Raw genomic sequence first — 13,206 nt, 5'->3', positions numbered from 1 at the left:
CGAACGCTCCCGGAGACTCCCTATGGCAACATTGCCGCGCACGAGACCCAGGAACCGGCGGCTGGTGTCGCGCAACACGGTCGCCGGCTGGTCGTTCATCCTGCCCAACTTCGTCGGCTTCGCCGTGCTCACCCTGCTACCCGTCGTCGTGCTGTTCTACGTGGCCTTCACCAACTGGAACGTCTTCGGGGTCGCCGAGTGGACCGGCACCGCCAACTTCCGGCGAATGTGGGGCGACGCGAGCTTCTGGACCGCACTGCGCAACACCGTCTACTACACCGTCTTCCACATCCCGCTGACCCTCGCGGCGTCACTCGGGCTGGCGCTGCTGCTGAACCGCAAACTGCGCGGCGTGCGGTTCTTCCGCACCGTCGCCTTCTTCCCGTACATCACCTCGATCGTGGCGATCGCGATCGTCTGGAACCAGCTGTTCAGCCCCGAGTACGGCCCGATCAACGCTCTCCTCGGTGCCGTCGGGGTGGACAATGCGCCGGGCTGGACCACGTCGTCGACCTGGTCGATGCCTGCGGTCATCATCGTCGGCACCTGGCGGTACATGGGCTACTACATGCTGCTGTTCCTGGCCGGCCTGCAGACCATCCCGGCCCAGCTCTACGAGGCGGCCGAGACCGACGGCGCCACACCGTGGCAGCGGTTCGTGCACGTGACCCTCCCCGGGCTACGACACACCACCTTCTTCGTCACAGTGCTGCTCACCATCGAAAGTTTCAAGGTCTTCGACCTCATCCTCGTGATGACCGGCGGCGGACCTGGCCAGTCGACCCTGGTGCTCTCGCAGTACATCTACCAGAAGGGCTTCGAGGAGAACCAGTTCGGCTACGCCTCGGCGGTCTCCGTCGTCCTGTTCGCCATCTGCTTCAGCATCACGGTCCTCCAGTTCATGGTCAACAAGCGGAGGAACAGCTGATGACCGCGACCGACCTCTCCCTGCCCACCCCGGCCGTCGCCGCGCCCGACAACCACAGCGCGCCCGGCCGACCGGTCCGGTCCCGGGGCTGGCGGCTCGTCGGGTACACCGCCCTCGTGCTTGCGGCGGCCGGGCTGCTGCTGCCGTTCTACTGGATGGTGGTGGCGTCGTTGAAGACCAACAGCGACGTCTTCACCATTCCGATCAACTGGCTCCCCGATCCCGTGGTGTGGCGAAACTACCTCGACATCTGGCAGCGCTCGGACATGACGACGTGGTTGGGAAACACGCTGCTGCTGTCGGTGGTCGTCACCCTCCTGCAGGTGGTGACCGGCAGTTTCGCCGCCTACGGCTTCGCCCGGGTCCGCTTTCCCGGCCGCAATGCGCTCTTCCTGGCGTACGTCGGGACCATCGCGGTGCCCTGGCAGTCGTACATGATCCCGCAGTTCATCCTCATGTCGAAGTTGCAGTTGTCGAACACGCTGTGGTCGATCGTCGCGATACAGGCGTTCGGCGCGTTCGGCGTGTTCCTGATGAAGCAGTTCTACGAGACGATCCCCGAGGAGCTGAGCGAGTCCGCGCGGGTGGACGGGCTCAGCGAGTTCGGCATCTACCGACGGATCATGCTGCCGCTGTCCCGACCTGCGCTGGCCAGCCTGGCCCTGCTGACGTTCGTGACCACCTGGAACGACTACCTCGGCCCACTGATCTACCTGCGTAGTCCGGAGCTGCGCACCATCCAGCTCGGGCTGAACACCTTCATCTCCCAGTACAACGCCGAGTACGCGCTGATCATGACGGGCTCCGTGCTGTCCGTGCTGCCCGTCGCGATCATCTTCCTGCTCGGCCAGCGCTACTTCATCGAAGGCATCGCCACGACCGGGCTGAAGGGTTGAGGACCATGCGTTCGCGCCACAACACCATCACCGCCATCTTCGACGGGGTCTACGTCGCACTCGTCAGCAACCTGCTGCTGGTGCTCGGTTGCCTGCCACTGGTGACGCTCGCGTTCACCACCGATGCGGCGCGCTCCTGGCCGCTGTACGCGCTGACCGCCCCGCTCTGCGCGCCAGGGCTCTGCGCGGTCTTCGCTGTCATGTCCGCCTACTCCGTCGGCGACTCCGGCGGCGTGCTGCGCACCTACGGCCGCGCCTGGCGAGCCACCGCCCGGCCGGCGATGCTCTGGACGGCGGCGGCCATGGCTGCCCTGGTCGTGCTCGCCGTCGACGCCCGCGCCGCGTGGGGCCACCGGGTCGGTGCACTCGCCCTGCCGGTGTTGGCGACCCTGATCGTCCTCACCGTCGCTACCACGCTGCTGGGACTGGTGACTATCGCCGACCGACCCACCGCGCCACTGCGCGAGGTGGCTCGTGCCTGCGTGTATCTGGCGGTACGCCGGTGGTACCTCACCGCCGCGTCCCTGCTCGTGCTCGTGCTGCTCGCCCAGATCCTGGCGGCCCGCCCCGCGATCGCGCTCGGCCTCGCCGCCGCGCCGCTGCTCTACGTCGTGTGGGCCAACAGCCGCTTCACCATGCGCGCCGCCCTCGACCCGCCGGCGACCGCACCCCAGAGCACCTGAACACCACGTCCCGGCCACCGAGCCGGGACGCCGATGACACACCTGCCCGGCACCGGACCGGACACACGAGGGAGAACAGCATCCATGACGGCGACCGACGTCCGTCCCAACTCCGACGCAGAAGCCACGGCGGCCGCGGTGGCCGCCGCGATACGTACCGTCGACGCGAACATCGCCACCTTCGGCGACCGGTACCCCGCGGACACCACCGACGCCAACCGCTACCCGCTCCGGCCACCCAGTGCTGGCCAGCCCGAGGGCGCCAACGTCGGCTGGACCACCAGCTTCTGGCCGGGCATGCTCTGGCTGGCGCACGACCTGACCGGCGACGAGCGCCACCTGCGGGCCGCGATGTCGCACGTTGACAGCTTCGCGGCACGGATGACCGACGGCATCGACCTGGACACCCACGATCTCGGGTTCCTCTACACCCTCGCCTGCGTCACCCCGGCCCGCCGTACCGGCGACCCACGGGCCCGAGACGCGGCTCTCGCCGCTGCCGACCACCTGATGACGCGCGTCCTCGAACCCGCCGGGATCATCCAGGCCTGGGGCGACCTGAACGACCCCCGCCAACGCGGGCGCACGATCATCGACAGCCTCATGAACACGCCGCTGCTCTTCTGGGCCAGCCAGACCACCGGGGATGACCGCTACGCCGCCGCGGCCCGCCGGCACACCGCTCAGCTACGCCAGCACATCCTGCGGCCGGACGGCACCACCTTCCACACCTTCTACTGGGACACGGACAGCGGTGCGCCGCTACGCGGCGAAACCGAACAGGGCCACTCCGACCACTCCTGCTGGGCGCGCGGGCAGGCCTGGGGCATCTACGGGTTCAGCCTCAACCACCGGCACATCGGCGACCCGGCGCTGCTCGCCGCCGCGAGGACCTGCGCCGACCGCTTCCTCGCCCACCTGCCCGACGACCACGTGGCGTACTGGGATCTGGAGTTCGGCGACGGCAGCGGCCAGGAGCGGGACAGCTCGGCCGCGGCCATCGCTGCCTGCGGCCTGGTCGAACTGGCAGACGGCCTCACCGACACGGCCAGTGCCGACCGGTACCGGACAGCCGCCGCCGAGATCCTGCGCTCGCTCATCGGCCGCTACTCCACTGACGGCCATCCGGTCTCGAACGCGCTGATCCTGCACGGCGTCTACGACAAACCCAAGAGCGTCGGTGTCGACGAGGGAACCCTGTGGGGCGACTACTTCTACCTGGAAGCCCTCACTCGCGCCACCATCCCCGGCTGGACCAGCCCCTGGTGACCACCGCGCACCGACCTGCCCCGCCCCGCATTCCGAAAGGTGACCATGGACTACCGCTACCACTGCTCCATTCCCGCCGTCGACGGCCGGAACACGCTGCCCTTCAATCCCTGCCGGCTGCTGGACTTCACCCTGCTGCGGCTGTCGGCCGGCGAGTCCTGGACCGGCGAGTCGGGTGACCGGGAGATCCTGGCCGTCATCCTCGGTGGCGCGGCCAGCTTCACCGTCGCCGGCCGCCACTTCCCGCAGGTCGGCCAGCGTCCGGACGTCTTCTCCGGCAAGCCGCACTCCGTCTACATCCCGGCCGGCTCCTCGGTGACCGTCGAGGCGCTCACCGCCGTGGAGATAGCCCTACCCAGCGCACCCAGCGAACTGGCCGCGGACCCCTATGTCATCGCACCGGAGCAGGTCGTGAGCGGCCGCTGGGGAGCGGCCAACTTTGGCCGTACCTACCACCAGATCCTCACCGAAATCTCCCAGCCGGACCTGCCCGCCCGCCGGCTCATCGTCGGCGAGACCTACACGCCCTCGGGCAACTGGAGCACCTACCCGCCACACCGGCACAAGGTCGACGACCTGCCCGCCGAGGCCGCACACGAGGAGATGTACTACTACCGCGTCAACCCGGCGAACGGGTTCGGCATCAGCCGGGTCTACACCGACGACGGGTACGAGGAGAACGTCACCATCCGTGACCATGTGATGCAGATGATGCCCGAGGGGTACCACACAGTGGTCAGCGCACCCGGCTACACCACCTATTTCCTGTGGTTCCTGGCCGGCGCACAGCGCACCCAGGGTGCTCGCGAGGACGCCGACCTCGCCTGGGTGGGCCAGACCGTACCGACCCTGCGGGGTCTGGGCCTGTAGTGACGTCGGTGGGACCCATCGCAACGTCGACGGGTAGTCGTCCGAGATCCCGTGGTGGGAGGTGACGTGATTCGGTAGCGAACAGACCACCCATGGCCCTATTGTGCTAGGCAACTAGTGGAATGGGGTGGCGAGGTGATCGAGTTTCACCTGGACGCACGGTCCGGGGTCGCGCCGTACATGCAGCTCATCCGACAGGTACGGCACGCGCTCCGGCTCGGAGTCCTGAACGAGGGCGACAAGCTGCCCACCGTCAAGGAGGTGGTGGCCCGGGTCGCGATCAACCCGAACACGGTGTCCAAGGCGTACCGCGAGCTGGAGTACGAGGGCCTGGTCACCGCCCGACCCGGGCTGGGCACGTTTGTCACCCGCACGCTGGTCGGCGACTCGCTGAGCAAGCACGAGCCGCTGCGGCAGGGCCTGGCCCGCTGGCTGACCGAGGCACAGGAGGCGGGCCTGGACGACGAGAGCATCGAGGCGCTCTTCCTCAGCAGCTTTCGAGCGTTTTCGGAGGCCCGAGGATGACTAGCGCCCTGATCACGGACGGTCTGACCAAGCGGTACGGGCGGCGCTCCGCACTGAAGGACTGCACTCTGGACATTCCGGCCGGCCACGTCGTGGGCCTGGTCGGGCCGAACGGCGCCGGTAAGTCCACGCTGCTGCAACTGGCCTGTGGGCTGCTCGATCCGACCGCGGGGCGGATCGAGGTGCTCGGCGCGCGGCCGGTCAGCGGGTCGCCGCGGGTCGGGTTCGTCGCACAGGACACCCCGGTCTATGCCGGCCTGACCGTCGCCGACCACCTGCGGATGGGGGCGCACCTCAACCCGTCCTGGGACAGTGCGCTCGCCGAGCGGCGCATCGCGCAGGTCGGCTTGGACCCGGCGCAGAAGGCGGGCAAGCTCTCCGGCGGCCAGCGCGCCCAACTGGCACTGACCGTCGCCGCGGCGAAGCGTCCAAATCTGCTACTGCTCGACGAGCCGGTGGCGGCACTCGACCCGCTCGCCCGGCGCAACTTCCTGCAGGGGCTGATGGAACTGGCCGCAGAGCAGGGCATGAGCATCGTGATGTCCTCGCACCTGGTCGCCGACCTGGAACGGGTCTGCGACCACCTGATCGTGCTGGTCGCCTCCCGGGTGCGGGTGGCCGGCGACGTGGACGACCTGCTCGCCACCCACCACCGCCTGGTCGGGCGGCGGCGCGACACCGCCGACCTGGGCGCCGGCCGAGCCCTGGTCGAGCAGAGTCACACCGAGGTGCAGTCGACCCTGGTGGTGCGCAGCACCGCGCCGATCGTCGACCCGTCCTGGCAGGTCGACCGGCTGGACCTGGAGGACATCGTGCTGGCGTACATGAGCGGTGCTACCGGCGACAGTACGGGTCGGGTTCTGGAGGGACAGCGATGATCTGGATGACCTGGCGGCAGTTCCGCACCCCGGCCCTGGCCACCGGCACCCTGTTGCTGGCGCTCCTGGGCGGTCTGGCGCTGACCTGGTCGGAGGTCACCGAGCTTGCCACGCAGACCGGATACACCGGCTGCCAGGGCGACGCCTGTCGTGCCGCCGGCGAGGCGTTCCTCCAGGCGCTGCAACCGGGATGGGCGAGTGAGTTCCACATCGCCGCCATCGGGGCCCTCTACCTGCTGCCTGCCCTGGTGGGCATCTTCTGGGGCGCGCCGCTGGTGGCCCGGGAGTTGGAGTCCGGCACGTACCGCATGGTCTTCAGCCAGTCCGTCAGCCGCGGCCGCTGGCTGCTGGTCAAACTGGCGATCGGCGGCGCTGCCGCCGCGCTCGGCGCCGGCCTGCTCAGCCTGGTGTTGACCGAGTGGGCGCAGCCGATCGACGGGGCCTCGGCGGACCGGATGAACCCGCTGGTGTTCGCAGCACGGGGGGTCGTCCCGGTTGGCTACGCGACGCTGGCCTTCGTTGTGGGTGTCGCCACCGGGCTGCTGCTGCGGCGGACCCTGGGCGCTATGGCGGTGACCCTGCTGGTGGTGGTCAGTCTCCAGATCGCCGCGCCGTTCGTGGTGCGTCCCTGGCTGGCCCAGCCGGTCACCACGGTCAGCCCTCTGCGCTTCGACGGTGATTTCGGGATCTCGATGAGCCCCGACACCGGGCGGATGACGGTTCATGTCGAGCCCGACCGCAGGGGTGACTGGGTCGTGTCGAGCACCACGATCACCTCAACCGGAGCGGAGTTCACCGGTCCGGCCGACATGACCAAGTGCGGACCGATGGCGTCCGGTGGGCGCGAGGCGTGCCAGAGGTGGCTGGGCCAGCAGAACCTCAGCCTGAAGGTGACCTACGTGCCCGGCTCGAAGTTCTGGGGCCTGCAATGGCGGGAGTTCGGCGTGCTGATCGCGTTGACCGTCGTGCTGTCCCTGTTCTCCCTCTGGTGGGTCCGCCGCCGACTGGTCTGACGGCACAGCCGGTGGGGGCAGGCGGAGCGCCCGCCCCCACCGGCCTGGTTATCCCAGCGGGGAGTGTCAGAAGCTGCTGACAAGCTTCACGAACGCCTCGTCGATCTTGGCGGGATCGGTGGCGTCGAAAGCCTTGCCCGACGACGCCTTGGCGATCCGGTCCAGGGTGGCGAAGTCCGACTCCCGGTCGAAGGCGATGCAGAACACCTTCACCGGACGCTGCGGGTCCAGGGTGACCTCGGCGAGCAACCGGGCCAGGTCGTTGTCCTTGCTGTACTCGTTCTTACCGTCGGTCAGCACCACGATCGCGTTGATCCGCTGCGGGTCGTACCGGTCGAGTAGCTCTCGATGTACGGCCCGGACCGTCGCGTAGAGCGCGGTGTCGCCCTCGACCTGCAGGCCGGCGATCTTGCTGTTGATCCGCTTCTGGTCGAACCCGCCGAGAGGGACCTCCTCCCGGTAGGGGCTCTTCGGCCGCTGCTGCGTCTCGGAGGAGAACGACCAGAGACCCACCCGGTCTTCGGTGTTGAGCAGGGCGAGTCCCTTGCCCGCCGCCGCCGAGGCCACCTGGAAACGGGTACGGGTGCCGACCTTCGCCAGCATCGACCCCGAGGTGTCCAGGGCGATCAGGATGTTGGCCTTCTTGCGGAGCGTGCGCCAGCCGTCCAGCATCGCGCCGACGACCTGCGGGTCCGGTGGCTGGAAGTAGTTCAGCCCGCCGGTCGGCTCGGCGCCGACGCTGGCGAGCAGCTCCGTCGAGGCGCGGCGCTCGTGGTCCCGGAAACCGAGGCGGGCGAAGCTCTCCTGCTGGTCGTCCTCGGTCAGGAACTTCTGGAAGTCCGCCGCTGCCGCGCGCTGCCGCTCATCGGCGGAGGGCAGCACCACGAACGGGTGGTCCAGGTTGAACGTGCCCTCCTTGGGGTGGACGGCGACCAGCGGGACGTTCGGCCGGCGGCCCCGCTCCTGTCCTTCCTGCCGAGGGCTGAGCGCACCCGTGTTGTAGAGGTCCACCAGCTCCTCCTGCAGGACGATGGCGCTCATGTCGTCCGTGCTGCCCGCCCCGCCGGCCAGGTCCGCCTCGGCGAGGCTGCGCAGCAGATCCACCGAGTCGTCGCTGTAGTGCGACACGTTGGCCTCGATCCGGCGGACGAACTGGGTGACCTCCGGGTCGGCCAGGTCGGACTGGGTCAGGTCGCTGGCCCGTTGCGCCGCCGCGTAGTAGGTGGCGATGGTCGCCGCCAGCCCGGAGGTGGACAGGTTCGGGTTGTCCTTGCCGAAGGTGAAGCGGCCCCACTCCGGCTTGCCGAAGTGCGCCCACCCGTCCCGTCCGGACAGGCCCAGGATCTCTCCCCAGCCCAGCGGTCCTTGCTTGCGTACCAGCTCGGCCTTGGGCTGCGGCATCGCGATCACCAGGGGGCTGTTGGCGATCGACGGGTAGCGGTCCGGAGTCTGCAACTCCCGCCCGGCGGCTTCGTCGAGCAGCCGGAGCTGGCCGGTCCACAGGCTCGACGTCGGCAGCCAGACCTGTGGCTGCGGCAGACCGGTGTGGGTCCAGCCGGTAGCCAGCGCCTCGGTGGCCTTGCCCGAGTTCAACGCGCTGACGTGTACCTGGGCACAGCCGCCGGCCTCGATCGACCGGTCGCTGCGGTTGTAACGCTCGGCCAGGTCGACCAGCAGCGCCGCCTTCTCGGTCGAGGAGTTGACCTGGAGGATGGTGGCACAGTCGGTGCGCGGCCCCTCGCTGCCCACTTCGCGCTGCCGGACGAACACGAACGCCCCGGCGATGACCACCAGCCCGGCGGTGACGGCGGCGGTGTACGGCAACCACTGCCGCGTACGCGTAGCGGGTGAGGCCATCGGGACGTCCTCCTCGGCGGGCTGCTGGTGGCAGTCAACCTATCGATGCGGCGCCAGTCGGCGACTCCGACCCCGGCGCACCTGTCACCCGCGATCGGACCGTCCCCCGATCGCCGCCGCGACCAGCAGCCGAACCAGGTAGACCACGACGAAGGCGACCGCCCCGACCGCGGCGGCCGGGCCGACCGCGCTCGACGCGACGTAGCCGGCGGCGGCGCCAACCGAACCGAGGAAGAGCGCGGTCGAGATGCCCCAGGCGTCAAGGGCCTCACGACGCAGCCGCCGCAACGCGCCGTCACCGCCAGCACCGACGCCAGGCTCCGCTACCGGCAGGTGTGCCGGCTGGATCGGTTGGGCCTGGGTTGGCACCGTCGGCCGGGCCGGCGGCTGCGGCTGCGGCTGCGTCAGGGATGGCTGCGGTGTCATCGGCGTGACCTGGGGCAGCGGGTGGTTCGGCGTCGGCGCGCCCGCGGTCTCGTTGCCGACCTCCAGCAGGCTCTCCCGACGTAGCGGCTCGGTGACCCTGCCGTCCTGCCGGAGCAGGCGAACCAGCACGCGCTCGGCAGCCGGCCGGTCCGCCGGATCCTTGGCCAGGCACTCCCGGATCAACTCGTCCAGTACGGGAGGCATCGCCGGCAGGTCGGGGGCATCGTTCAGCACCCGGTGCATCACGGCGAAGAGCGAATCGTTGCCGAAGGGCGGCCGACCACCGGCGGCGAAGGCGATCGTGGCCGCCCAGGCGAAGACGTCGCAGGGCGGGCCGATCGGATCGTTGCGGAACCGCTCCGGCGCCATGTACGCGGTGGTTCCCATGACCCGGCTGGACGCGGTCTCGGTGTTGCCCAACGCCCGGGCGATGCCGAAGTCGATCACCCGGGGACCGTCCTCGCCCAGCACCACGTTGTCCGGCTTCAGATCGCAGTGCACCACCCCGGCACTGTGGATCGCGGCGAGCGCCGTGACGGTGCCGACCGCGAGCCGGTGCAGGGCGTTGCCGGTCACCGGACCGCGCTCGCGGACATGCCGGTGCAGGGTCAGACCCTCGATGAACTCGCTGACCACGTAGGGCCGCTCGCCGTCCACCTCGGCGAAGAGCACCTGCGCGGTGCAGAACGGGCGACCCGGCGGGCGGCGGCGATCTCCTTCACAAACTGCGACCGCGCCCGTGGATCACTCAGATCGACGTTGACCATCTTGACCGCGACCCGGTCACCGGCGTCGTCCTCACCGAGATAGACGACCCCCTGCCCACCCGCACCCAGCCGTCCGACCAGCCGATACGGGCCGGCGGTGACCGGGTCGTGCGTCCACAGTTTCGCCAACCCTGGCACCGGCGGGCCGGCCAGCTCTGACATCCCGACTCCATCAGCGTCGTGCCCGGCCACCGGCGGCGCAGGACACGGCCATCGTGCCATGTCGGCTGCCAGCGACCGAGGACGTTCGACGACCCGCGGGATCCTTGCCGAAATCGAGTCGGCGGGTGTCGGTTGAGTTTTCCGCTCAATCGGCACCCGCCTGCTGCTCGACGTATCGTCGATCTTGATGATCGAACCAGGATGTGCGTCGTCAGAACCGTGCGCGGTTCAAGGCTTTCTGGAGTGCGGCGATGGTCGCGTAACCCCAGAACCCATCGACTGCCAGTCCCGCAGCGATCATGGTGTTGAGGTGTCGCTGCAGGGCCTTGATCGTGCCCGGTCCCATCCCACCGTCCACGGCGAGTCCGGCATTGCTCCAGTTGTTCAGATGGCTTTGCAGGGCGCGGATCGAGGCAGGCCCCCACTGTCCGTCGACAGTGGTGCCGAGGGCGCGCTGGGTGGCCCGAATGGTTCCCGGTCCGAAATCCCCGTCGACGGCCAGGAGTGCACCCTCGTCGTAGTAGGCCTGGTAGGCGGCCTCGGTGCCGGGACCCCAGAGGCCGTCAGCGGTGACACCGAGTCGGCCCTGTAGCCAGCGGACACCGGTGTCCGTGCTCGGACCCCAGAAGCCATCGACCACCAGGGCCGGCGAATAGCCCATGTTGTTGACAGCTCGCTGTTGGGAGGCCGTGGACCGCACGGACGACATACCGCCGCCGGGAGCGCTGCCGTTGATCTGGGCCTGGTAAGCGACCTCCGTATTCGGGCCCCACAGTCCGTCGGCCGTGACGCCGAGCCGACCCTGTAGCCAGCGGACACCAGCGGCTGTCTTGGGCCCCCAGAACCCGTCCACGACCAGGGCCGGCGAGTAGCCCGCGTCGTTGACCGCCTTCTGCTGGGCAGCAACCGTGCGTACGGACGTCATGCCGCCGCCCATGCCACCGCTGCTCGGCGGGGGGTCGGTCATCCCGGGAACGTTGTCCGAAACCATGCCGCCCTGAACCCAGGTCCGGAGTTGGGAGCCGGGGCATGCGGTCGAGTTGCCCGAGAGTCCACCATGCCAGGTTTTGGCGAGGGTCTTGCCGCTCAGCGCGTTGGCGCGATCGTAGATAGATCGGATCGAGCGGAGCACGGCCGGTGTGACGTCACCGTCGGAGCCGATGAAGCACACTCCGAGGTGCGTGACGTTGTGCCCACTCGCGTGAGCGCCCTCGACCTCCCAACCGCGGCCCTCGTAGACCCGGCCGGCCACATCGACCAGAAAGTTGTACCCGATGTCCGACCAGCCGTTGCTGTCCATGTGGTAGTTCTGAATCTGCCGCGGCGTCGTCCCGCTCGTTCCCGCCGAATAGTGAACCGTGAATCCCGTACGTGTCGTGATGGGGACCCGCGTGACCGCGGCGGGAGGCCGCGCCCCCCATTGAGAGCGCAGGATGGTGTTCAGCGGCGCCGGTGGGCTCGGAGGGATCGGCGGCGGCTCCAGCGAGCCGTTCGTCACGTACGGGTAGAGCGCTGCTCCGGGGCATTCGGTCGTGGCCAGATCCCGGTGTCCCCTGATTCGTGGTCCCGCCTTGCCGACCAGCCGCAGGTGGCCGATGAGATTTCGGATGGAGGCCAGCATCGCGGCGCTCGGCTGGTCGTCGGAGCCCCAGGGCAACGCCGTCGAGCCGATGAGGGCCATGATGGCGTAGTAGTCCTGGTTCGCCCCCTCGGTTTCTGTGTCGTTGGCCCCCGAGCGGATCCCCGTACCGCGACCTTCGAAAATCACGCCATGTTGGCAGACGACGAAGTTGTACCGGATATCGGTCCCCTCGCCCTCCATGCCCGTGTCCTGTACCTCGCGCATCTGCCCGAAGCAGTCGTTGTGATTGGCGGCTGGGTCCCACCGGTCGGTGTTGCCCTTGTAATGGATGGCGACACCTCCCCGCCAAGGCATCCAGGTGAACGTCTGATCCGGCTCCGGTGGCTTCGCTCCCCACTGGGCGCGAGAGACTATCTGGATGTCGGCGGCCGCCGTTGTGGCGGCTCCACGTGTCGGTGGGGTCGACCGTGCGCTCGCCGGTGACATTGGCAAAAGGGGAGAGACCGCGGCGGCGGTGCCGCCGATGAGTGCGGTACGGCGACTTATCGGCACGATCGACGTCGGAGAGGCCGTCGACGATTCGTGATCGGTGGGAGCGGGTAGCGCCATCTCGTCGCGCTCCCCGGAACGACCATCAGCCATAATTGGGCCCCTTAGAGTGGAACCTGAGCGGAAAGCGTGGTGGCCCATGTCATTGCAACACGGGCCACCTTCAGGTGCAGATCAGGTGCCTACGCTGACCCATTCGGAGCAGCTCGCAGAAGAGATGCTGTTGCTCGGGTAGTTACCCGAGCAGGCGCGGAACAACACGGTCTTGAGGGTGACGCCCGGCTGGCTCTCCGGGAACGATTTGTTCATGTAGCGGTGGCCGCCGTAGTAGCCGGCGGTGTGCCAGATTCTTCCCTCGCGTACGATCGCCCCGTAAGGGCTCACCTCGTCGTCGAAGAACCGCCAGTCGATGACGACGGGATAACCGTCCTCCCAGGTGTCCTCGATACGGAACCACTCCCCGTGCGGGGCGAAGCACGCATAGGCGTTGGCGCTGCTGTTCGTGCAGGCCCAGTCGACGAGCGGGCCGGGGCCGATCTCGTCGGTGGCGAGCTGCTTCCCATCGGCGGCGGCGGCCGGAGTTGCGGTGGCGACAACGGCGACGGCTGTGGTGAGCAACGTGGCCACAACACTTCGTAGCTTTCGGCCCATTGTTGTTCCTCCCGTAATGTGTCGGCACCCGATCGATCCATTCGAACGTCGTCCTGAGTGCCGTTAGGTCGACGGGAATGATTCGAGCACGACGGGAGGCATCGTCAGCGGTCGCTGGGTGTACGGACCTGTACGAACTTGTACGGGCGA

Annotated in this window: 12 protein-coding genes; 8 read left to right on the top strand and 4 right to left on the bottom strand. The window is 68.7% G+C overall.

The window, feature by feature from the left end:
- Positions 1-64: 64 nt before the first annotated feature.
- The 8 genes from ACQRWP_RS15635 to ACQRWP_RS15600 all read left to right on the top strand — a co-directional run bounded on the left by ACQRWP_RS15635 (position 65) and on the right by ACQRWP_RS15600 (position 7,062).
- Positions 65-928 carry a carbohydrate ABC transporter permease gene (locus ACQRWP_RS15635; protein WP_430502963.1) on the top strand — a complete coding sequence of 288 codons (864 nt, stop codon included), beginning with the start codon at positions 65-67 and terminating at the stop codon, positions 926-928.
- Positions 928-1,824 (top strand): carbohydrate ABC transporter permease, encoded by an 897-nt coding sequence (locus tag ACQRWP_RS15630; protein ID WP_430502962.1) that lies wholly within the window; start codon positions 928-930, stop codon positions 1,822-1,824. Before ACQRWP_RS15635 ends, ACQRWP_RS15630 begins: the two co-directional genes overlap by 1 nt.
- 5 nt (positions 1,825-1,829) lie before the next feature.
- A complete protein-coding gene (locus ACQRWP_RS15625; RefSeq protein WP_430502961.1) occupies positions 1,830-2,507 on the top strand; it encodes a hypothetical protein in 678 nt (225 codons plus the stop codon).
- A gap of 84 nt (positions 2,508-2,591) precedes the next feature.
- A complete protein-coding gene (locus ACQRWP_RS15620) occupies positions 2,592-3,776 on the top strand; it encodes a glycoside hydrolase family 88 protein (protein ID WP_430502960.1) in 1,185 nt (394 codons plus the stop codon).
- A gap of 45 nt (positions 3,777-3,821) precedes the next feature.
- Positions 3,822-4,646 (top strand): 5-deoxy-glucuronate isomerase, encoded by an 825-nt coding sequence (iolB, locus tag ACQRWP_RS15615; RefSeq protein ID WP_430503207.1) that lies wholly within the window; start codon positions 3,822-3,824, stop codon positions 4,644-4,646.
- Between the two features lie 135 nt (positions 4,647-4,781).
- Positions 4,782-5,171 (top strand): GntR family transcriptional regulator, encoded by a 390-nt coding sequence (locus tag ACQRWP_RS15610; RefSeq protein WP_430502959.1) that lies wholly within the window; start codon positions 4,782-4,784, stop codon positions 5,169-5,171.
- Positions 5,168-6,049: an ABC transporter ATP-binding protein gene (locus ACQRWP_RS15605; RefSeq protein ID WP_430502958.1), complete on the top strand. Its 882-nt coding sequence runs from the start codon at positions 5,168-5,170 to the stop codon at positions 6,047-6,049. The genes ACQRWP_RS15610 and ACQRWP_RS15605 overlap by 4 nt, the downstream gene beginning before the upstream one ends.
- Complete coding sequence (locus ACQRWP_RS15600; protein WP_430502957.1) at positions 6,046-7,062, top strand: ABC transporter permease subunit; 1,017 nt, start codon at positions 6,046-6,048, stop codon at positions 7,060-7,062. The genes ACQRWP_RS15605 and ACQRWP_RS15600 overlap by 4 nt, the downstream gene beginning before the upstream one ends.
- Before the next feature lie 66 nt (positions 7,063-7,128).
- On the opposite strand, the gene ACQRWP_RS15595 is transcribed toward ACQRWP_RS15600, so the two are convergent.
- The 4 genes from ACQRWP_RS15595 to ACQRWP_RS15580 all read right to left on the bottom strand — a co-directional run bounded on the left by ACQRWP_RS15595 (position 7,129) and on the right by ACQRWP_RS15580 (position 13,032).
- Positions 7,129-8,919, bottom strand: coding sequence for a substrate-binding and vWA domain-containing protein (locus tag ACQRWP_RS15595; RefSeq protein ID WP_430502956.1), 1,791 nt, complete (start codon positions 8,917-8,919; stop codon positions 7,129-7,131).
- Positions 8,920-9,003: 84 nt separating this feature from the next.
- Positions 9,004-10,017: a serine/threonine-protein kinase gene (locus ACQRWP_RS15590; protein WP_430502955.1), complete on the bottom strand. Its 1,014-nt coding sequence runs from the start codon at positions 10,015-10,017 to the stop codon at positions 9,004-9,006.
- A gap of 468 nt (positions 10,018-10,485) precedes the next feature.
- Entirely contained in the window at positions 10,486-12,498 is a 2,013-nt protein-coding gene (locus ACQRWP_RS15585) for a peptidoglycan recognition protein family protein (protein ID WP_430502954.1), read from the bottom strand.
- 81 nt (positions 12,499-12,579) lie between these two features.
- The gene (locus ACQRWP_RS15580) at positions 12,580-13,032 is read right to left on the bottom strand and encodes a hypothetical protein (RefSeq protein ID WP_430502953.1); all 453 of its coding nucleotides are present in this window, start codon (positions 13,030-13,032) and stop codon (positions 12,580-12,582) included.
- Between the last annotated feature and the right edge of the window lie 174 nt (positions 13,033-13,206).

Source organism: Micromonospora trifolii (assembly GCF_050516465.1).
In the GTDB taxonomy this organism is placed as follows: domain Bacteria; phylum Actinomycetota; class Actinomycetes; order Mycobacteriales; family Micromonosporaceae; genus Micromonospora; species Micromonospora trifolii.
Note: the sequence above shows the minus strand (reverse complement) of the source record. Positions and strands in the feature narration are given on the sequence as shown.

Bases quoted from the DNA above. Each gene is read 5' to 3' on its own strand.
- ACQRWP_RS15625 (WP_430502961.1), top strand. From the start codon at position 1,830: ATGCGTTCGCGCCACAACACCATCACCGCCATCTTCGACGGGGTCTAC.
- ACQRWP_RS15600 (WP_430502957.1), top strand. From the start codon at position 6,046: ATGATCTGGATGACCTGGCGGCAGTTCCGCACCCCGGCCCTGGCCACC.
- ACQRWP_RS15620 (WP_430502960.1), top strand. From the start codon at position 2,592: ATGACGGCGACCGACGTCCGTCCCAACTCCGACGCAGAAGCCACGGCG.
- ACQRWP_RS15605 (WP_430502958.1), top strand. From the start codon at position 5,168: ATGACTAGCGCCCTGATCACGGACGGTCTGACCAAGCGGTACGGGCGG.
- ACQRWP_RS15630 (WP_430502962.1), top strand. From the start codon at position 928: ATGACCGCGACCGACCTCTCCCTGCCCACCCCGGCCGTCGCCGCGCCC.
- ACQRWP_RS15595 (WP_430502956.1), bottom strand. From the start codon at position 8,919: ATGGCCTCACCCGCTACGCGTACGCGGCAGTGGTTGCCGTACACCGCC.
- ACQRWP_RS15585 (WP_430502954.1), bottom strand. From the start codon at position 12,498: ATGGCTGATGGTCGTTCCGGGGAGCGCGACGAGATGGCGCTACCCGCT.
- iolB (WP_430503207.1), top strand. From the start codon at position 3,822: ATGGACTACCGCTACCACTGCTCCATTCCCGCCGTCGACGGCCGGAAC.